Source organism: Clostridium sp. FP2 (assembly GCF_011065955.2).
In the GTDB taxonomy this organism is placed as follows: domain Bacteria; phylum Bacillota; class Clostridia; order Clostridiales; family Clostridiaceae; genus Clostridium_AD; species Clostridium_AD tagluense.
Genome location: NZ_JAAMNI020000001.1, coordinates 2,814,356 through 2,835,177, shown reverse-complemented (window position 1 = coordinate 2,835,177; position 20,822 = coordinate 2,814,356). Strand labels below are relative to the sequence as shown.

Annotated in this window: 23 protein-coding genes and 2 pseudogenes; 23 read left to right on the top strand and 2 right to left on the bottom strand. The window is 28.9% G+C overall.

Features of this window, described 5'->3' with window-relative positions; translation table 11 throughout:
- Window positions 1-162: 162 nt before the first annotated feature.
- Window positions 163-852: a sporulation protein YunB gene (gene yunB, locus G9F71_RS13690; RefSeq protein WP_125003157.1), complete on the top strand. Its 690-nt coding sequence runs from the start codon at window positions 163-165 to the stop codon at window positions 850-852.
- Between the two features lie 91 nt (window positions 853-943).
- On the opposite strand, the gene hpt is transcribed toward yunB, so the two are convergent.
- Entirely contained in the window at window positions 944-1,468 is a 525-nt protein-coding gene (hpt, locus tag G9F71_RS13685) for a hypoxanthine phosphoribosyltransferase (RefSeq protein WP_125003160.1), read from the bottom strand.
- A gap of 122 nt (window positions 1,469-1,590) precedes the next feature.
- Between hpt and hflX the strand changes: the two genes are divergently transcribed.
- The 15 genes and pseudogenes from hflX to G9F71_RS13610 all read left to right on the top strand — a co-directional run.
- Window positions 1,591-3,378 (top strand): GTPase HflX, encoded by a 1,788-nt coding sequence (gene hflX / locus G9F71_RS13680; RefSeq protein WP_164951483.1) that lies wholly within the window; start codon window positions 1,591-1,593, stop codon window positions 3,376-3,378.
- Between the two features lie 135 nt (window positions 3,379-3,513).
- Window positions 3,514-4,023 carry a hypothetical protein gene (locus G9F71_RS13675; RefSeq protein ID WP_164951443.1) on the top strand — a complete coding sequence of 170 codons (510 nt, stop codon included), beginning with the start codon at window positions 3,514-3,516 and terminating at the stop codon, window positions 4,021-4,023.
- 132 nt (window positions 4,024-4,155) lie between these two features.
- Complete coding sequence (locus G9F71_RS13670; RefSeq protein ID WP_164951444.1) at window positions 4,156-4,377, top strand: hypothetical protein; 222 nt, start codon at window positions 4,156-4,158, stop codon at window positions 4,375-4,377.
- A gap of 52 nt (window positions 4,378-4,429) precedes the next feature.
- Window positions 4,430-5,326, top strand: coding sequence for a nucleotidyltransferase domain-containing protein (locus G9F71_RS13665; protein WP_164951445.1), 897 nt, complete (start codon window positions 4,430-4,432; stop codon window positions 5,324-5,326).
- A 26-nt stretch (window positions 5,327-5,352) separates the two neighbouring features.
- A complete protein-coding gene (locus G9F71_RS13660; protein WP_164951446.1) occupies window positions 5,353-6,768 on the top strand; it encodes a PLP-dependent aminotransferase family protein in 1,416 nt (471 codons plus the stop codon).
- 12 nt (window positions 6,769-6,780) lie between these two features.
- The gene (locus G9F71_RS13655; protein ID WP_164951447.1) at window positions 6,781-7,440 is read left to right on the top strand and encodes a HEAT repeat domain-containing protein; all 660 of its coding nucleotides are present in this window, start codon (window positions 6,781-6,783) and stop codon (window positions 7,438-7,440) included.
- A 59-nt stretch (window positions 7,441-7,499) separates the two neighbouring features.
- Window positions 7,500-8,141 (top strand): YigZ family protein, encoded by a 642-nt coding sequence (locus tag G9F71_RS13650; RefSeq protein ID WP_164951448.1) that lies wholly within the window; start codon window positions 7,500-7,502, stop codon window positions 8,139-8,141.
- Window positions 8,142-8,337: 196 nt separating this feature from the next.
- Complete coding sequence (locus tag G9F71_RS13645; RefSeq protein WP_164951449.1) at window positions 8,338-9,078, top strand: YebC/PmpR family DNA-binding transcriptional regulator; 741 nt, start codon at window positions 8,338-8,340, stop codon at window positions 9,076-9,078.
- A gap of 129 nt (window positions 9,079-9,207) precedes the next feature.
- On the top strand, window positions 9,208-10,134 hold the full coding sequence (locus G9F71_RS13640) for a tyrosine-type recombinase/integrase (RefSeq protein ID WP_224626404.1): 927 nt from the start codon (window positions 9,208-9,210) through the stop codon (window positions 10,132-10,134).
- A complete protein-coding gene (locus G9F71_RS13635) occupies window positions 10,134-10,949 on the top strand; it encodes a DnaA N-terminal domain-containing protein (protein ID WP_164951450.1) in 816 nt (271 codons plus the stop codon). Before G9F71_RS13640 ends, G9F71_RS13635 begins: the two co-directional genes overlap by 1 nt.
- Window positions 10,950-11,137: 188 nt before the next feature.
- Complete coding sequence (locus G9F71_RS13630; protein WP_164951451.1) at window positions 11,138-11,527, top strand: hypothetical protein; 390 nt, start codon at window positions 11,138-11,140, stop codon at window positions 11,525-11,527.
- A gap of 76 nt (window positions 11,528-11,603) precedes the next feature.
- Window positions 11,604-12,173, top strand: a complete 570-nt coding sequence (locus G9F71_RS13625; RefSeq protein ID WP_164951452.1) for a hypothetical protein — start codon at window positions 11,604-11,606, stop codon at window positions 12,171-12,173.
- 23 nt (window positions 12,174-12,196) lie between these two features.
- Complete coding sequence (locus G9F71_RS13620) at window positions 12,197-12,406, top strand: hypothetical protein (protein ID WP_164951453.1); 210 nt, start codon at window positions 12,197-12,199, stop codon at window positions 12,404-12,406.
- A gap of 31 nt (window positions 12,407-12,437) precedes the next feature.
- Window positions 12,438-13,064: a hypothetical protein gene (locus tag G9F71_RS13615; protein WP_164951454.1), complete on the top strand. Its 627-nt coding sequence runs from the start codon at window positions 12,438-12,440 to the stop codon at window positions 13,062-13,064.
- Window positions 13,065-13,678: 614 nt separating this feature from the next.
- A pseudogene (locus G9F71_RS13610) lies at window positions 13,679-13,909 on the top strand (tyrosine-type recombinase/integrase); the annotation flags it as partial.
- 211 nt (window positions 13,910-14,120) lie between these two features.
- Here G9F71_RS13610 and G9F71_RS13605 read toward each other — a convergent pair.
- Window positions 14,121-14,294 (bottom strand): hypothetical protein, encoded by a 174-nt coding sequence (locus G9F71_RS13605; protein WP_164951455.1) that lies wholly within the window; start codon window positions 14,292-14,294, stop codon window positions 14,121-14,123.
- A 596-nt stretch (window positions 14,295-14,890) separates the two neighbouring features.
- Between G9F71_RS13605 and G9F71_RS13600 the strand changes: the two genes are divergently transcribed.
- The 7 genes and pseudogenes from G9F71_RS13600 to G9F71_RS13570 all read left to right on the top strand — a co-directional run bounded on the left by G9F71_RS13600 (window position 14,891) and on the right by G9F71_RS13570 (window position 20,660).
- Complete coding sequence (locus tag G9F71_RS13600) at window positions 14,891-15,742, top strand: DMT family transporter (RefSeq protein WP_164951456.1); 852 nt, start codon at window positions 14,891-14,893, stop codon at window positions 15,740-15,742.
- A 218-nt stretch (window positions 15,743-15,960) separates the two neighbouring features.
- Window positions 15,961-16,311 (top strand): hypothetical protein, encoded by a 351-nt coding sequence (locus tag G9F71_RS13595; RefSeq protein ID WP_164951457.1) that lies wholly within the window; start codon window positions 15,961-15,963, stop codon window positions 16,309-16,311.
- Window positions 16,312-16,324: 13 nt separating this feature from the next.
- Window positions 16,325-17,230, top strand: coding sequence for a hypothetical protein (locus tag G9F71_RS13590; RefSeq protein ID WP_164951458.1), 906 nt, complete (start codon window positions 16,325-16,327; stop codon window positions 17,228-17,230).
- Between the two features lie 259 nt (window positions 17,231-17,489).
- Window positions 17,490-17,654 (top strand): annotated as a pseudogene (locus tag G9F71_RS13585) (YebC/PmpR family DNA-binding transcriptional regulator); the annotation flags it as partial.
- Between the two features lie 114 nt (window positions 17,655-17,768).
- The gene (locus tag G9F71_RS13580; protein ID WP_224626402.1) at window positions 17,769-18,035 is read left to right on the top strand and encodes a hypothetical protein; all 267 of its coding nucleotides are present in this window, start codon (window positions 17,769-17,771) and stop codon (window positions 18,033-18,035) included.
- A gap of 794 nt (window positions 18,036-18,829) precedes the next feature.
- Window positions 18,830-19,498: a YczE/YyaS/YitT family protein gene (locus tag G9F71_RS13575; RefSeq protein WP_187353500.1), complete on the top strand. Its 669-nt coding sequence runs from the start codon at window positions 18,830-18,832 to the stop codon at window positions 19,496-19,498.
- A gap of 505 nt (window positions 19,499-20,003) precedes the next feature.
- Complete coding sequence (locus tag G9F71_RS13570) at window positions 20,004-20,660, top strand: DUF4352 domain-containing protein (protein WP_224617578.1); 657 nt, start codon at window positions 20,004-20,006, stop codon at window positions 20,658-20,660.
- Window positions 20,661-20,822 lie beyond the last annotated feature (162 nt).

Here is a 20,822-nt window from a genome sequence, read left to right as displayed (position 1 = left end):
ATAATTATTAATTTCCAGGTCTTATTGTAAAACTTATTTTATCTAAGTAGAATTAACTTTTAATATTATACCATATAAATATACTAATATAAAATATCCATTTTGATACACTATTTAATTCTGTAGCTTAAAAGAGTTACATATAATAACATATAACCTTAAATGGAGGTAATAAATATTAGAAATAAGTTTAACAATAAGATTAAAACTAGAGTATTATTAATTATAACCATAATTATTATAAATTTTACAATGTTCATATATATTTTTGATAAAATCATAATGCCAACTGTAATGGCTGTGGCAGATGCAGAAATGAGAGCAAAAGCTACAGAAATTGTTAATAAAGCAATTATAAACGAATATTCCAAACAGTTTAACTACGATGAAATTATAAGGGTTGATAAAGATGCTCAGGGAAATATTGTAATGCTAAAAGCAGATACCTTAAAAATGAATAAAATAGCCTGTGATGTTGCTCTAGAATCACAAAAGGAACTCTTGAAATTGGGTGATATAGGCATCAAAGTCCCTATAGGTTATATCACAAGAAATAATATTTTATCTTATTATGGTCCATGCATAAATATAAAAATGCAGCCCGTAGGCCTTGTAGAAACTAAATATTCTTCGGAGTTTGAAAGTGCAGGTATAAATCAAACGAGACATAAAATCTATGTTAAAGTAAAAACCACAGTTAGAGTGATTATTCCATTGAAAAGCAATGATATTGAGGTAGCTAATGAAATACCAATTGCTGAAACTATTATAGTGGGAAAAATACCCAATACTGCAATTGGGTTAGATTTAAATGGTACAGGTTTTAAATTGGGCAATAGTGGTGAGAAGTAACATAAATATAAAAAAGCACGTTATTAAACGTACTTTTTTTTATTTCTAATTATATTTTGTTAATAATTCGCAAGGAAGATGTTAAAAAAGCTTAAGCTTCCCAATTAAATACGTAAGGTATATTTCTATAATAGTCTCCGTAATTTAATCCATAACCCACAACAAAAAGATCTGGAATTTCAAAACAACAATAATCTGGTATTATATCAATTTTTCTTCTTTCATGTTTATCTAAAAGAACACAAGATTTAACAGAAGCAGCTCCAAGGGATCTAACCCTAGTCATAATGGAATTCATAGTTATGCCTGTATCAACAATATCATCCACTATTAGTACATCAAAGCCAGAAATATTATCTGGGATGTCATTTATAATATTAACTGTTCCACTTGACTCTTCGTCTGCACCATAACTTGAAGTTGTCATAAAGCCTATTTTTGTAGGCACAGTGATTTGACGTACAAGATCCGCAGTAAATATAAAACTACCTCGGAGTAATGAAAGAATATATAATTTTTTTCCATCATAATCTTTGGATATTTCTGCGCCAAGTTGTCCAACTCTTTCATCAATTTGTTCTTTAGATATAAGAATATTTATTTTTTTATCATCCAATGTTAATCCCGCCCTCATTATATATTTACAATATTGACTCAATAGTATAAAATTATATCATAGTTGTCAAGTATAAGAATAAGAAAACTTGTTAAAATATTATTAGAATGGAGTGATTTATGATGATATATGGAAATATTGATGGTGTTAAGAATTCAATTTTAAATAAATTAGAAACTGCTTGTGATATAAGAGTTTCTAAAGATTGCATTTTATCTGAAGAATTAGTAGATATATTAGTCGAGGTAACACAAGATTTAAAAAGAGAAGTCAGTGCCGCAATTGATAGAAAAGGTAAAATAATTAGTATGGCAATTGGTGATAGTAGCACAGTGGAACTGCCTATAATTGATATAAGAGAAGGACGGTTATCAGGAGTTAAAATAGTACACACTCACCCAAATGGAAATTCTAGATTATCTGCTCTTGATATGTCAGCACTAGTAAAACTAAAGTTAGATTGTATAGTGGCAATTGGAATATCAGAAAAAGAAGACTTAAAATATAATGTAGGTTTTTGTGGAATAGAAAATAATATTTTAGTAGAAGAAGAAATAGGACCCATAAGCATAGATAAAGTAATAGAATATGATATCATAGACAAAGTTAAACATATAGAAAAATTAATGAAGACAAGTGAAATCATTGAAGATGATGTAGAAAGAGCTATCTTAGTGGGTATAGAAAGTGAAGAGGATTTAGTAGAACTTAGGGAACTAGCAAAGGCATGTAATGTAGTAACTGTAGATATAATTCTGCAAAATAGACATAAAATAGATCCAGCCTTATACATAGGTAGTGGTAAAGCAGAAGAAATTGCGGGTATTAGGCAAGCATTAAGAGCAAACGTAGTTATTTTTGATGATGAATTATCTGGCTCTCAAGTTAGAAATTTGGAAGAAGTGCTTGGTTGTAAGGTTATAGACAGGACTACATTAATATTAGAGATATTTGCACGAAGAGCAAGAACTAGGGAAGCAAAAATTCAAGTTGAACTTGCACAATTAAAATATAGGTTACCACGTTTAACAGGACTTGGAACTATGCTTTCAAGAACAGGTGCAGGAATTGGCACAAGAGGTCCTGGAGAGAAAAAATTAGAAATAGATAAAAGAAGAATACGCGAAGGTATTTTTGATTTAAATAAAGAATTAGAAAAAATAAGAACCACAAGAAATGTACAAAGGGAAAAGAGAAGTCGCGAAAGTATTTCAAAAATATCTTTAGTTGGGTACACTAATTCTGGAAAATCAACACTTAGAAATGTATTATGCGATGTAGCCTCACTAAAAAGTGCTGTTCAAAAAGATAAAGTCTTTGAAGCAGATATGCTCTTTGCAACCTTAGACGTAACAACAAGAGCACTGCTATTACCTGATAATCGTGTGGCAGCAGTAACAGATACTGTAGGTTTTATAAGAAAACTTCCCCATGACCTGGTGGAAGCATTTAAATCTACATTAGAAGAAGTTGTATATTCAGATTTATTGATGCACATAGTAGATGTATCCTCAGACACTGCAGAGCTACAAATAGAAGCTGTAGATGCCGTTTTAGCAGAACTTGCGGCAATTGATAAGCCGATGATATTGGTGTTAAATAAAATTGATAAATCTTCTCAAGAAAACATCCTAAAGATTAAAGAAAAATATAAAAATTTGAAATGCATAGAAATATCAGCTAAGTATGGTACGAATTTGGAAGGGTTGCTAAAAGAAGCTTGTGAAGATCTTCCATATACACTTAAAAAATTTAATGTGCTTATTCCATATACTGATCAGTCCATGGTGGCATATTTGCATAGAGGTTCTAAAGTGGAATCAGAAGAATACAACGAAGAGGGAACACTTATGACAGTACAAGGGGACAATGAAGTTTACAATAAGTGTGAAAAATATATTTTAGCTTAGATTAAACTGAAATATATTTTGTAATGGATAAAGTTGTGTTATTAAAAAAATCAAATAAGTGTAATAAAATTTGTGGCTAGATTATATAATTAAGTGTTAGGTCTATAGCATTTATCATAGGATTTAGGAGTAGATATGGGAGAGGATAAATTAAATTCAGATAATGAAAATAGGAAAAACAAAAAATCAACTTGGCAAGATGAAAATCAATATCAAAAAAAAATTATAGATGATATTACTCAGCAATATAAGAATATTTATGAAGATGCATCTATGCAACAACCAGTATCTGATACTAGTGACACAACAAACTGTTTTGATATTAAATCCTTGGCAGATAAAGCTGTAAACATAAATATTTTAAGATATGAAGTAGATAGGTTACAACTAGATTTTAAAGCAAAGGCATATTTTGAAAATGATGTAAAACCACTAATAGACACTCTGTACTCTTTAGCTATTGCATCTACTAGTTATTCAAATGCTGCAGGTAGTTTGGCAAATACAAATTTTGGACGTAGTTCAAAAATAAAAGATGCCCTAAACTTAGTTGAAGGGGTTAATGAAATTTCTGAAGATTTAATTAAAGTATTGAAATGTAAAATTGATAATATGCTGAAACTCTCAAAGTATGATTGCAAATGATTTTTTATAATATTAAAGAGAATCAAGGTTACTTTGACCCTGATTCTTTTTATTTTATTTACTAGGAAATTAAGGATTATTATTATGAAAACTGGTAAAAATAAATATAATATTGAATTTGGAGGTAATATCATGGAAAAAGTGTGTCCGGTTTGCAATAATTTAGAAAGAAAAGTTTGCAAGTGTGAAAAGTGTAGTGATATAATGACAGATAAAGGAATAATACAAGAATATTTTGATGATTATAGTGCTAATATGGAGATTAATGACCATGATAAGTTCTGTGTTCATATATATCAGTGCAGTAATTGTAATTTTTATAGAAGAATTAAAATTAACAAAATATTGATTTAAAAAAAATACTTTTAAGGATACTAGAGCACATTAAAAATTGGGGGTAACGTGAATGAAAAAAACTATTTTACAATATCAAAAGGCCTTTAATAGTGTAGTAGATAGAATAAAAATTGATGAATCTGTTTTATCAGTAATGGTTTTTGGAAGTATGGTGACAGGAGATTTGTGGGAAGAATCAGATATTGATCTTTTTGTAATTGTCAAAGAGAATTTCGAGAAAATTCGAGACATACATACAGAAGAAAAGGACGTTCCTGTTCATATTAAACTCATGGGTAAAGAAAAATTTATACAAATTTATTCTGACAATCTAAAGGGCGGATATATACATAGAATTTTTTCATCTTCAAGATTAGTATTCTCAAAAGATATGGATATAACAGTAAGGTTTGACGGTGGTAGATTTTTCCCTGATATTGATAGAGAGCGTTGGGGTATGTTTTTTTTAGGAAAACTTTTAAAAGATATGGGAGTATGTAAAAAGTATTTATGGAGCAATGGTATATATACATCCTACACTACTGCTATACGATGTATAGAAAAGTATTCAAGGCTATTTGTTAATTCATCAGGGTATATGATTAGTAAGGATGTTCTGGCTATGGCCATGAATCTAAATGAAGATTTTAAACAATGCGTTGATAAATTATTTTTTGAAAAATCAAACTTGGCAGAAACAATTCAAGAAACTATGACCTTTTTAGAGGAAAGCATAAATTCAAGTATTAAGAGTAATTGTAACTTACTTTTAAACTATATGAGAGAACAAGATAAGTTTTTAAGTGCTGAGGAAATTATGGCAGAGGATTTGTTTGTGGATTTTGATATAGACATGGAAGAATTACTTAATAAACTTTGGGAAAGAGACATTATCAAAAAAGAAAGTAGAGATTTCAAGATAGAAAAGGATAAAACCCTATTTAAACAAAATGTTTATTTTGTCTAATAATTTTGAAATAGATAGGTGTAGATATGGAGAAGTATGAAATTGAATTTAACCAAGATATTCCCAAATACATAGAAATATCAAAGTATATAAAAAAAATGATTGATAAAAATAACATTTTTGATGGTGAAAAATTACCATCTATAAGGAAATTAGCAAAAGCATTAATGGTTAATGAGGTTACCATAGTTAGTGCATATAAAAAGCTGGAGGCTGAGGGCTATGCTTATCAAAAGATGGGTAGCGGAACTTATGCTAAAAGAAGAGATACAAACATAAAATTTAAAAAAGAATATTCAAACACCTTAAAAAAAATCTCTGGGAAAGACCTTAAAATATATGTAGATTTTACAGGAGAAATCACAAGTAGTGAGTTTTTTCCAGTAACAGTATTTAAAGATGTATTAAATGAAGTATTAGATAGAGATGGTGCAGAAGCTTTTGCCTATAAGGAATCTTTGGGGTATGAAGGTCTTAGAAATAGTATAAGCAGTTTTTTTTGGGACAATAAGGTAAGTACTGAAGATATATTGATTCTTTCTGGTGCACAACAGGGTATTGATATAGTGTCAAAATCTATAATAAATGTTCATGATAATGTGGTTGTAGAAAAGCCAACCTATGGTGGGGCACTAACGGTTTTTAAATGGAGAAGGGCTAATATATTTGAAGTTGATATCCTAGAAGATGGCATAGATTTAAGTCAATTTGAACAAATATTAAAAAAGAATAGAATCAAATGTTTTTATGCCATGAGTTATTTTCAAAATCCTACAGGAGCCACCTATAGTTTGGAGAAAAAGCTAAAAATATTAGAGCTTGCAGAGTGCTATGATTTCTACATTGTTGAAGATGATTATTTATCTGAGCTAATATATGACCAAAAGCAATATAAGAGTTTTAAGAGCTTAGACAAAAATGACAGAGTTATTTATATTAAGAGTTTTTCAAAGATATTTCTGCCAGGAATAAGACTAGGATATATGATATCACCAGAGAAATACAAGGAGCACATTCAAAATTCAAAAATTAACACAGATATATCAACTTCAAGTCTTATGCAACGTGCTCTGGATTTATATATAAATAAAGATCTTTGGAAGCAGCATATAAACTATCTCAATATGGCGTATAAAGATAAATATGACTTTATGATAAATTGTATAGATAAATATTTAGGCAAAAAAGTTAGTTATTTTACTCCTGGAGGCGGAATTAATTTTTATTTTAAAATAGATGAAAATTTGAAAATTAATTCTATGGATTTATTTTACAGTTGTAAGAATAAAAAAGTTCTAATTACACCTGGAGTTTTATTTTATAAAAATGCAGAGCAAGGCAACAATTATTTTAGATTGAGTTTTTCAGAATTAAAAAAGCCTGAAATAGAAGAAGGAATTAAAGTTATCTCAAAGATACTTGAAAAAATACCCAAAAGATAAGGAGAGAAGATTTTGAAAAAGGGATTAGTTGACATTGACTGGCAATGCATTAGCACATATTCAGAGGAAGAAATATCCTATTTCTTATTTTTAGAGGGCAAAACAATGGAAGCCATATGTAAAATAAGAAACTTGGATAATGCCATTGTACAAAAACATATTATAGATGGTAAAATAAAATATAGATTTTTAGTGAAAAGCAATGACCCTTCTGAACTTTTTAAGAGCATTGCGGTGGCAGGAAAAGAAGATAAAATTCATTTTTTAAATTCAATGGGCGAGGATAATAAAAATAAATTAACCCAATTAATAAAAATTACTTATGGGGAGATGTATCCTAAGGATAAAGAGGCAGCAGTTTGGATTTTAGGAGAATTAAAGGAAGTATCTTGTTTAGATATTTTAGTAAAAGCTTCTGTTAATAAATCCATAAATATACGCAGAATGGCAGTTTCTGCAATGGGGAAACTTGGAGATGAAAGAGCAGAAGTGGCATTACTTAGATCCCTTACCGATGAAAATCCACAAGTGATAAGTTATGCAATAAAATCTCTAGGTAAAATAAAAAGTGAAAAAGCTATTGCAAAGATAAAATACTTACAGGATAACACAGACAAAAAATACATAGTAGATGCTGCACAAAGCTTCTTAATACTTATGGAGCAAATATAGAAGAAAACTAGAGACTAACCTTGACTCTAGAAGATTTATGCAATGACGGGAGAATTTATATGAGCTATTTTACGATAAAAGATGAATCAAAAGCTGAATTTAAAGAGAAAAAGTCTACTTTCATTGGTCATGGCAAAAGAGTTGAAACCGAAGATGAAGCTAAGGAATTTATCCAAAATGTTAAAAGTCAGCACAAAGAAGCTAGGCACAATGTTTATGCCTATATAATCGGTGAAAATAGAATGATACAAAGATATAGTGATGATGGGGAACCTCATGGCACAGGAGGAATTCCTATGCTAGAAGTTTTAAAAAAGAGCGATATTACAGATGTAGTTGTAGTAGTTACAAGGTATTTTGGAGGGATTCTTCTTGGCACTGGAGGGCTTGCAAGGGCATATTCTAAAGGTGCATCCCTAGCTATTAAAGAAGCAGGAGTAGTGGAGAAGGTTAAAGGTATTCCCTTAGAAATAGTAATTGAATATGATTCACTTGGTAAGTTGCAGCATGTATGTGCAGAAGGGAACACCCATATAGAGAATATAGAGTATACTGACAAAGTGAAAATTAAAATACTCTGTGAGTTTAGCAATCTAGAAAAATTACAGTCACAAATAACTGAAGTTACTTCAGGAAAAGCACTGTTTGAAGAAGAAGAGCCTAAAATGTACTTTAAATTAGAAAATAGATTATATGAATAATATGTGGGTATACCACATCCTTTAGTTAATTGTAAGAAAAGTGTAAATACTTTTCTTTTTTTATTTGAAAAGTGCTTTATTCGATGATATAATGGGAAAGTAATGTGTTTATAACTAATTCATAGGATTATTACTATTTATTAGGAGTGATTGGAAAAATTTCATACATAAAATAGTTAGGTGGGAGGAATTTCAAATGTCGGGACATTCAAAATGGCATAACATTCAACAGAAAAAAGGTAAGGTAGATTCTAAAAGAGGTAAAGTATTCACAAAAATAGGTAAAGAGTTAATAATGGCAGCTAAATTTGGTGGTTCAAGTTTAGAAATTAATGCTAAACTTAGAGATGTAGTTGCAAAAGCTAAATCTAATAATATGCCTGCAGACACAATAACTAGAGCAATAAAAAAAGGTTCTGGTGAGCTGAATGACATAAACTACGAAGAAATAGTTTATGAAGGTTATGCAGCAGAAGGTGTTGCTGTGGTAATTAACACACTAACAGACAAAAAAAATAGAAGTGTAGCAACTGTAAGGCATGCTTTTGATAGATGTGGTGGAAACATGGGCGCGGCAGGATGCGTAGACTGGATGTTTGCTAAAAAAGGACAACTTATCATAGAAAGAAAAGCAGATATGGATGAAGATGAAATCATGATGCTAGCCCTAGAAGCGGGCGCAGAAGATTTTAATGCAGAAGTAGAAATGTTTGAAATTATCACAGCTATAGAAAACTTTGGAGCAGTAAGAGAAGTGCTGGAAGCGGCAGGTTTTGAATTTGCTTCTGCAGAGATTACAATGATACCAGATAACATGATACCTATTAGCCTAGAAGGCGCAGCTAAGGTACAAAGGCTTATAGATATGCTTGAAGACGATGATGATGTGCAAGATGTTTATCATAATGCAGAGTTCCCTGAGGAGTTTGTGGGATAAGGGTAATCAACGGTTTGAACGTCATTGAGAGATTTTAAACATGGTGACATACGTGTTTTTAATGATTCATGATGATAAATAACACTTTCAAATGTATGTGTGAATTATATACATTTGGAGGTGTTATTTTTGTTGGAATTAAACGATGTTTTAAAAGAATTTTTATTCGATTGTGAGGTTAAAAACTTTTCTAAGAGGACAATTCAAAGTTACAGAAATTGCAATGCATTATTTCACAATTACTTAAAACAAGAATTTAAAATTGAAAAATTAGAAGAAGTAAAAGGAATACACATTAAAAAGTATTTTAAATTTTTGATGCAGAAGGGATTAAAACCTACTTATGTGAATGGAATTTTAAAAACTATAAGAGCATTTTTTAGGTACTGCATGCAAGAAGAATATTTACAAGAAAACCCTGTTGAAAAAGTTGCTTGGCAAAAAGAAGGTAAAGTAATAATTAATACCTTTACATCCACAGAAATATTAAAAATGCTTGATGCCTATAAATTTACTACCTACTTAAATGCCAGGAACAAGATGCTTATAGCGTTTCTTGTAGATACAGGAGCTAGGAATAATGAAGGTTGTACGCTATTAAAACAAGATATTAAAGAAAGAGTAATTTTGCTTAGAGGAAAAGGCAATAAGGAAAGACAAGTTAGTATAAGTCCACTTCTTAAAAAATATATGATTAGATATGAAAGAATTAGAGACTTTTATTTTAAAGATAAAATGATAAAGCATAATAACTATTTCCTATCTAATACGGGGTTGCCACTTACTCCAGAAACAATTGAGCGTGTGGTAAGAGAAGCAGGGAAAATAGCAGGGGTAAGAGATGAAATACGATGTTCGCCACACACAATAAGACACTGGTATGCCCAAGAACAATTAAGGAATGGATTGGATGTTTATTCCCTATCGAGATTATTGGGACATGAAAATATCACTATTACAAAACGGTATCTTCAATCTATAAAAGATGAGGACATAATTGATCTATCATTAAAAACAAGTCCATTGATGAACATTAAGAAGGGAGGTAAGAAATAATGAATATAAATCCAGTATTTGAATTACTTAGGAATGATGGAAGTATTATTATAAATAAAGCTTTAATACACAGGCTAGGGCTACATGAGGCAATAATTTACACAGAATTAGTATCACGCTATGCGTATTTTTCTAAAGAAAGTATGCTTACGGAAGATGGATATTTTTACAATACAGTTGACGATTTACAACTTGCAACAGGGTTAGGAGAAAAAGCACAAAATACAGCTATTAAAAATTTAATGACCCTAGGTATTATAGATAAAAAGTTAAAGGGAACACCAGCACGTAGGCACTTTAAAATTTCAGACGATATGAATTTAATATTGAGCTTAATAGAGGAAGGTAAAACAATAATTAAAGAGTTAGACCAAAAGCAAAAGGAAAGAATGAAGCAGAAAATTCAATACTCAAAATTCAGTTCCTCCGAAAAGACGGAAGTAGAATATACTAGGGATAATATAAGTAATTCAAGTTCCTCCGATAAGACGGAACTAATTCCGACGACTGGGAGGATAAATAATACTAATACAATAATACTAAATAATAATACTAAGAAGAATAGAGAAGAGGATAGCTCTGTCCTTTCCACATGGGATAATACTATAACAATTTTAAAAGGAGAAATGACAGAAGTAAGTTTTAATACTTGGATTATATCTTTATCAGCTTTACGAATAGAAGATAGCGTATTAATTCTAAAAGCACAAAATGAGTTTACAAAAAGTGTTGTATTAACTAAATTTAAAGATTTAATCAATACAAGCATTAAATTAGCAAATAATTCCGTAATAGGATTTAACATAGAAATATAGGTATTAGTTACTATCTCACTAAAACGCATTTAAAATGACGAGAAATTACATTTCCTTATAGTTGTTCATAATCACATTACATTCGATTTAAACGTGATTTATCGAACCAATCCAATGGGTTTGTGAGGTATTATTAAAAGGTTAAAATTAAATTTATATAAAAAATAATAAAAAGGAGTGTTGAGAAAATGAGTAATAGTAAAAAGAAAGTCTATACAAAAGAGGATTGGAAAATAGCAGGGGTAATTTTTGTAATAGGTATGATAATTGTAATGATTGCCAGTGCTAAAACAGATAAAAACATTGCAACAAGTACCAGTAGTAGTGATTTAAGAAGTGGGCAAACAATAACCTTAAAATCTGCATTACCAGTCTGTACAACTAAAGAAAATCTTGAAAGGCTTGATAATATTATGCGTGAGAAAAATGAAACTTCTAAGACAAATATGTTCAATAATGGGGAAGTAATAGTTATAAATTCGGGGAATAATATTGAAATAGTAGATGTAGGAATATTTACAAGTGAAATTGAATATTTGGGGAATAGGTATTTTACACATAGAGATATGTTAGAATAAATGAAGGAATGAAGGAATTTCACAGTTGTTGTAGAATATATCAATAAAGTTAATATTTTGGAAGGAGACTTAGTAAATGAAATGTGATGATTTAATTAAAGAGAATTATAAGGTATATATGATTGATGATAGAGGAATAAAGTTAGATTTAGAAAATGATTTATTAATTCAAAAATATGAAAAAGCTAACGATGTTAAAGTAATTAATATGGTTAGTGATTTTTTAAATACCCATGATGAAAAGTTTAATAATATTATTTTACAAATAGAAAAAATGGTGAAAGAGTACAGCATAGATTATTTTATATATGGGAATGGTACAGGTGGTTCAAAAGATGCTTTAGCCTTAATGTATAATTTAAAAAATAGAAAATCTTCTATTGATTGTAATCTAAAAGTTTTTTATAACTATGGTAATTCAATTAATGATAAAAAAGTTTCATATATGATAGATTTTTCAGATGGAAGTAGTGGTAGTAAGATGGGGTACTCATTTTATAGGTATTTTAATGCAAGTTCTTTCTATGAGATTAATAAGTTGCTAGAAAAATATTTCTCTTGTGAGGATGATGGAAAAGGAGATAAAGCTTTTATTGGTATTTGTAATAATAATATAAAAACATATTTAGAACAATATTATTCTTAAATAAAAAAATATAGAGGTGGGCTATGAAGCTTAAAGAGAAATTTATGTATAATGGATATGAAATAACATTTGAACACCATGCTAATAGAAAATGTCAAGAATATACTTCATTTTGTCAATATAAACAAGAACCAATTACAAGGCATGATGATACTCTTGAAGGGGCTAAAAGACAAATGATTAATTATATTGATAATATACCAGAGTATAAACATTTATATGAAAACAAGTAGGAAAGAAAAATAATAAATGGGGGAATATTACATGGGGCAAGTTAATTCTGATTTATATGATGATTATAGTCATAATGGAGAAAAAATTTATGTGGATTGGAAACTATATGCACATAAAATGAATGATTATAAAACTACTTACTCAGAACGCATACAATTTACATATAAAAATATTGATGTAATAGAGTTTTATAACAGAGAAGATACTAAATGGTATAATATAACAAAATTAATGTGCAATATGATTGACAAATTAGGTGAGGAGAAATTCCATCAATATAAAAAATATTACGATGACTATAAAACATTAGAAGAAGACTATATTATAGTCAATAATAATGTATATAAACCTTATATTGACAATAGCGTTAACAGTGGGGATTTAATATATTATCGGATAACTATTCAAATGGAAGATGGAAAAATGTTAGATGGTAGAACTAATTTTAATCAACAGGGCATGAACCCATTTGATAAAGAAGAATACAATAAAGACGAACAACTTAATAGGTTGAAAGATAGGGTTAAGGAATATTTTAAGGAAAAACAAGTAACACCTAAAGAACAATTTTTATTAAAACAAAAAACAGAGGAATGTAAGAAGATAATAAAATGGTTTGATGAAAATGAGATACTGGACTATATTATAAAATTATAAATTAATATAATTAAACCAAGGGTGCAAAATATTTTGTATCCTTTTTATTTACCCTAAAATACATCACCACACAAGAATTATCACTACAGATGACTTAATTACAAGCATTTATTAAAAATATACAGAATTTAATTAGTGAATTATAACAATATTTTAAATAAAAACTATAAATTACAATAAATATTGTTAATAATTGTAAATGATAAGAAGTTTTTTAGTTAAATTAAGATTGGAAGTATGATTTTATATGCTTTAAAGATAATATAATCCAAGATTATCAATAAAAAGTGCCCAAAATGATAGATTTTTTTGATTAACTTAATAGTATCACCAGTATATATTAAACGTGACAAATGAAAAATGGAGTAAAATCAAGGAAGAAGGAGGTGAATGCGTTTAAATTGACAAAAACACGTTTTGAATTTATACTATGTTTAGACAAAAAACAAAAGATATAGGAGTGATAAAATGATGGGTAGGGTAATATTAGTTCCCGAAGATATAATAACAGAAGGTATGCTAGATATTAGGATACCAGAAACAAGAATAGGCAAGTAGAACAATTAGGCAAGGTAGATTATGTATTCAGTAACAGAGATAAGGGTCAATTAAAGGATAGAGATGTAAGGGAAATGGTTGTAAATTATGCTGAAAAAGCTGGCATTACAAAGAAGATTAGTCCACATACGCTAAGACATAGCTTTGGAACAGACCTATTAAGGGATACAAAGAACATAAGGTTAGTCCAAAAAGCACTAGGACACAGCGATTTGAGTACAACTATGATATATACGCACATTGTAGATGATGAATTAGAAGATGCTTTGAAGAACTTCAGGAGGTAACAATTAGTTATCTTCTTTTTTTTATACTTTTGTATAGCGAATCGTAACAATATAAGTCTATAAATAAAATTGTTTGTTACCCTAAAACTTAAAAATTTTTGTACAGTAGACCCTATTTTTTACGGATGTTGAAAAATCGCGATTTTAGGTTATAACAATTAAAGCTGAATAACAATTTTTAAAAAGTAGTTATATTACAAATATGAGAATATTATTCCATAAAAAATAATGGAATAATTCCTATTATTGTTGTAATCACTAATATATATATAATTACAGTTACTGTCCTTAATTTTAATTTCTTGTTAAATATTGAAAGCAAAATCAAACCCATTAATGAAATCAATAATACATATATTGGTATTGGTATTGTTGAAAATGCCATATATAATTCCTTCTTTCTTATTTAACAGGTGAATTGTTATGTGATTATATAAATATTATGCCCTTTATTTCTGATTTATAGTTTTTAAAATGCTTCATGTTGAGTTGCTAATTCTGAATAAAATGCGTCTTAACTATTGAAATTGTAAGTACGAACAATGATCTTTGAAAACTGAATAATACGGTATTAAAAAACTAAAATATCTTAATATGTTTTGCAAAAACAGTAAGGTATTTACATGGAAACATGTTATAATTATCATTAGTTAGTTCTAAATGGTAGTATTTTACGACTTAACCCCTAAAATTAAATACAGGTATAAAACACTTGTTGAAAATTGAAGAGTTAAACTGTTGCATGTTAGGTGGTTACCTCCCTTGACTGTACGGTATTTTTGTTTATTTTATAAATTTAGGAGGTGCTACGATGAAAAGACATTTATGGTTTTATCTTCCATAATTATAGAAGTATACAAATTAACCCGAAATAAATAACAATAGCAATACAAGACTGGCTAAAGTTTGTTTGTAGCGAGTGGTTAGTTGAGAAACTCATATTTATAAAACAACCTTTAGGTTGTATTGGGAGGTAACTATATGAATATAAAAAATAAAAGTCTAATGGAAATTCATATATCTGTTTTTTTGTTTGGTCTATCGGGATTATTTGGGAAGTTGCTATCGTTGCCATCAATGATAATTGTTTTTGGGAGAGTTTTCTTTTCAAGTATTTTTTTATTGCTTATAATGCTTTATCTTAAGAAAGATATAAAACTGAAGCAACATAAACATTATTTTTATTTGGTAATAATGGGTGTAATTTTAGCAATCCACTGGAGCACTTTTTTTATATCTATCCAAGTGTCTACAGTAGCAATAGGATTACTTACATTTTCTACATTTCCTGTTTTCGTTACTTTTCTTGAGCCATATTTTTTTAAAGAGAAATTTAAGTTATCAGATATTGTAATTGCAATTATTACATTCTTAGGTGTAGTGCTTGTCATTCCAAAGTTTGAATTAGGAAATAACTTAACTCAAGGTGTTTTGTGGGGGATAGTATCTGGTTTTACTTATGCAATTCTTTCAATGCTTAATAGAAAGTATGTAAAAGATTATTCAAGTTCGGTAATTGCTTTTTATGAACAACTTGTAGCAACAATTGTATTAATTCCATTTTTGTTTTTGCAAAAACCTGTTTTTCAACCTAAAGATATATTATTACTTATCTTATTAGGTACAGTTTTCACTGGAATTTCTCATTCGTTGTTCATAAATGGTTTAAAGAATATCAAAACACAAACAGCGGGCATTATATCGAGCCTTGAGCCAGTTTATGGTATCACTTTTGCTATTTTTTTATTAGGAGAAATACCAACTTTAAGGGAAGTTTTAGGTGGAATTATTATTTTAGGTACTGTTTTTTACTCAACTATTAAATCTAAATAATTTATATTATTAAATTTTAGTTCCATAATTTTAAAAATGAATGATTTATAAAATATCGTATTATTCTGAAATACTACGGTATTTTTACATCGTAACATTCATATTTAACGCAACAACTGAAAAAACAAACAATTATTAAAAATACCGTATTATTCGTAATGGATATACGGTATTTTTACGTAACAAATTAAACATAAATTAATGAAAGGAATGATAATATGACTAACTTAGAACGTCTTAAAATGGCAATTGATGGGATTGATATGGAAGATAATAAGCTATTAATATATTTAGAAGAAAATAGCCTAACATCTACAGATAATTATGATACCAAATCAACCACTAATAAAAAACAAATTCTTAAAACTGCACTATCTATATTAGAGGACATCTCAAATAATCCAAATGTAATGAAAAATTATAAGAATGATGATATTACAATAAGCAATTTTGCTGAGAACTTAGCAAATAGAATTGAAGCACTAGAAAAGAAAATCAGACAGATTCCAAATGACAATATGATTTCTAATGATAGTGGTTCAAGCTTTGTTTATATGTTCACAGATTAGGAGGTAATACAGCATGAATTTATTTGATGATGATTCAAACTTCCTCTATATACTAAAAAATATGGGGGTAAAGGTTAAAATTAATGGCACAGAAGAACAAATGTTAATTTCTAACTATAAAGATAAGATTATAGATTATAAGAAGATAAAAGGTATTATAAAATTGAATTCTGGTGATCTAATTTCTTACCAAAACAATAACTGGTTAATCATTGGAGAAGTATCTCAGAGCGGTACTATTTACAAAGCAACCATGAGAAAATGTAATCACGTTTTAAAATTCTATGTACTGTCTTTAAAAACATTTGAAACACCTTGTATTTTAGAAGTATCAAATCAATCTTCAAATGAAGGTAAATATTTTACCACAGCAAATGGGAAAATAGAATTATATATAAGAGATATTCCAGACCATAGAAAAATTACATACGGTGGTAGATTTATCCTAATGGGTTCAGCCTTTGAAATTGAAGGATTAACACGAGAAATACCAGGAATTATACATTTGTATTGCAAGAAAGTTCTATTTGTGGCAGAAGATAAAAAATCTGAGGAAATTGCTTTTAATAAAACGTACAATACAGAAGATGTTCCAGATATTCCAATTCCACCAGTTCCACAAAATGATTTAATTATTAAAGGTGAAGATAAAGTTGTGTATAATCGTGCAACAACATATACAGTTTTAAATGCAGATAAAACCCCAATAACTGATAAAACTTTTACATTTAGTTTGGAGAATAATATTGTTGATACAATTGTTTTAGCAACGATTAAAAGTTTTACAGGTACAACGGTTACATTATTAGGAAACAATAAAACTAAAAAAGGTATATTTGATTTAAAATGTGTTTGTAATGAGGATAATACAATAATTGTAATAAAGAATTTGAAAGTCGGAAGTTTAATGTCTGATTAAAACTAATTAGATTAACTAAATTTGAATTATAAAAATGGGTAGATGAGTAACGTAATTGTTATTTGTCTACCCTGTTTTTCTTTTTTGTAAAACTTATTTAATGTATGTATGATAATATAGTGGACATTGTTTGAAATTATTGACAATAAAAATATTTTTAAATAAGGTATTGAATTTATATCCATAATGATATACTATTATTGTATTAAGAAAATAAAATTGAATATATAATGACATACATACATACATTTACCTTTTTTTTGAATTTGCTTCTGCAGAGATTACAATGATACCAGATAACATGATACCTATTAGCCTAGAAGGCGCAGCTAAGGTACAAAGGCTTATAGATATGCTTGAAGACGATGATGATGTGCAAGATGTTTATCATAATGCAGAGTTCCCTGAGGAGTTTGTGGGATAAGGGCTTTAGAGGTAATCGTATTATGGTATACATGTGAGAAAATCGTTAGATGATGGTATACGAGTAAGTTGATGTAGTTCAGTTATGGGGGTACCATTTGAACACCTTATTATATTGATAATTAATCAATATAATAAGGTGTTTTTTGTGTTAATAAATGAAGTATTAAAAGAATTTATATTTAATTATGAGGTAAGAAAAAATAATCAGAGTTTTTTTAACTACATTGAAGAGGAATTTAATATTACTGAACTAGAAGAATTTTCTCATTTACATATTAAACAATATTTCAGATTTTTAATAGATAAAGGACTTAAAGAAACTTATGTAAATGGAGTTTTGAAGTCTATGAGAGCATTTTTTTATATACAGGAGAAATAGCTGGAAATACTTGTCCTTTTCACTTTCCGGCATAGTCGCATCCGTGGTGATTGCCTACGCTTATTAGTACCTTTTTATGAATGGCTATAACGTAAATCTAGTCTACGGTATGTGAAGTGTCGATGTTCGCCATAAGGAACTGCAGTCTAGAGGTGGGGGTGTTACTAGATCCTATACAATTATATGTAATTTGGGTTAAAGTGGATACAGTGAAGCAATAGACAAGCAGAAATAATAATGTATATATAATGTTTATCATATGAAATCTAAATTTGATGAGAGTATACAATTAAACAATAAGATATGATAAAATATTCTTACATATTAAAATGTAAGCAGAAGGTAAAAAATAAACGGACTTAAATATGTATTATTAATACACGTTATGGAACATGAAGAGTTGGCGAAGAAGCTTGGTGTTAATCATATATCGATAACCGAGTAGCAGGAAAAAGTGACATGGCTCAAGAATATAACAAAAACCTTATGGATATCTTCAATGTACCTATTCGATACTTTAACGAAGAATTAACTGAAGAAAACATAAAATATATCTTAGAACATAGTAAAAATGTGTTGTTATAACGGGGCTTGAGTATGTGCTAAATATATATGAGATGTAGAATAAAGATTTCGCAGAGATGCTTGGTATTAATAAACAAATCATCAATCTTGATAAATAAAAAAATCAGCCAAATTTCAAGTGCTTTAAGAAAAAATAGAAAAGAAAACTGTAATATAATTTAGGGGAGGAAATTTAGAGTGGAAAGAATAGTGTTATCAAGGTGAGAAATATGGAAAAATTTAAAGAATATATAAAACGTTATCTACTATTGATAGTTGCATTGTTCATTATGGCGTTCGGAATTTCTTTGTCAACAAAAGCCAGATTGGGTACAACTCCTATTTCAAGTGTACCATTAGTACTAAGTTTAGGACTACCATGGTCTATGGGTAAAATCGTTATTGTCATGCAGGTGGTTTTTGTTGTCTTGCAAATTGTAATTTTACGACGAGAGTATCAGCCTTTGCAATTATTGCAGCTTGTTGTGGCACTTATCTTTGGATATTTTACAGATTTTACATTGAATCTTGTATCTGACATGCAAATCCATAGTTATCTTGTACAATGGCTCGTTTGTATTGTGAGTATTTTTGTGGTTGCGTTGGGTGTGTTTTTGGAGATAAAAGCTAATGTTGTAATGCTTGCTGGTGAAGGTTTAGTAAAGGCCATTGCCCAAAAGACACGTAAGGATTTCGGGAAAATAAAAATGTGCTTTGATAGCGCATTGGTTATTATCAGTGTTAGTGCATCTGTATATATGTTTCACGAATTAAAGGGTGTTCGTGAAGGTACTATTGCAGCAGCACTATTAGTTGGAAATGTTGTAAGTTATTATAACAAAAGATTAAACTTCATTGGACTATGGTTCCAGGGGGCAGAAGAAAAACTGAGTAACTAATACATGATTCTTCACAGTCGCTATATAATAGAAAAAAAGATAGCATAGAAATTAAGCATAATATTTAGTTTCATCAAAGACAAAGACATATCATTATTATATTGTTCAGTTAAAAGATAACATTTAAAAGAGAATAATTTGATTTGAGGTGAACAAATGAATAAAGAAGATTCTTTAATAAAAATAAGTAGCAGGAGTTATTATAACTCCTGCTACTTTGTTTGCTATAATATATGTTATTTTAGGGGCTAATTATTATGTGGATTATTAAATGAAAAACATTTTTATTTCTATGCGAGTAAATTAGATATAAGTAATGCTAGTTTAGAAAAAGATGAGTGGGAATTAATAAAAGATTTTTAGAAATAGGCCTATGGAAAAAATATTTAAAATATGTGTGAGATATATTTCACAAATATAAAAAACAATACTATTATATATAATGTATTTAATGTATAATTTTGGTACAATGTAATTACAACAAAGTTTAAGGAGGAAAATATTAATGAGTAAAATGGTAAATTGTAAGGCATGTAACAAAGAGATAGCAAAGGGTGTTAATAAATGTGTTCACTGTGGCAAAGACCAAAGAAACTTCTTTTCTAAACATAAGTTTTTGACTGGAATTTGTGCAGTAGTATTATTAGCAGGCATAGGAGTGGCAGGACATGATAAACCTACATTAGTAAAACCAAATGATACAGCCGTTAAAACAAGTACAGCGGTGGCTGAAAAGGCAGTGGCTACAGAAACAAAATCCAAAGAAGCTAAAGCATTTAAAGTTGGTGATACTGTAAAATTAACAAATTTACAAGTTAAAGTTAATAAAGTATCTATTGTAAAAGGCGATGAGTATACCAAACCAGCAGAAGGTAATGAGTTCTTTGCAGTAGATTGCACAGTAGAAAATATATCCCAAAAAGAACAAGCAATATCTTCTGTTATGATGTTTAAAGTTGTAGATAAGGATGGAAGAGCCTATGAAATGTCTATAACAGGAATGGTTGTAGCAAAAGCTGGTCAATTAGATGGAAGTATTGGAGTAGGAAGAAAAATAAGTGGGGCATATGTTGTAGAAGTGCCAAAAGGTACAAAGGGATTAGAACTAGTATTTGATGCAAGTTTATTCTCATCAGGGCAAGTAATTGTTAAACTGAACTAAATTAGTAAAATCTATAAATCAAATTAAAAGGCTTAATGTAGAAATATATTGAGCCTTTATTTTGTATCAGTTTATGGTTTAGATAATTGAATATATGGTTTAATGTTGATATATATGATAAAATTGGTAGTGAGGGTTAGCTAAATGAAATTAGAATTTTAT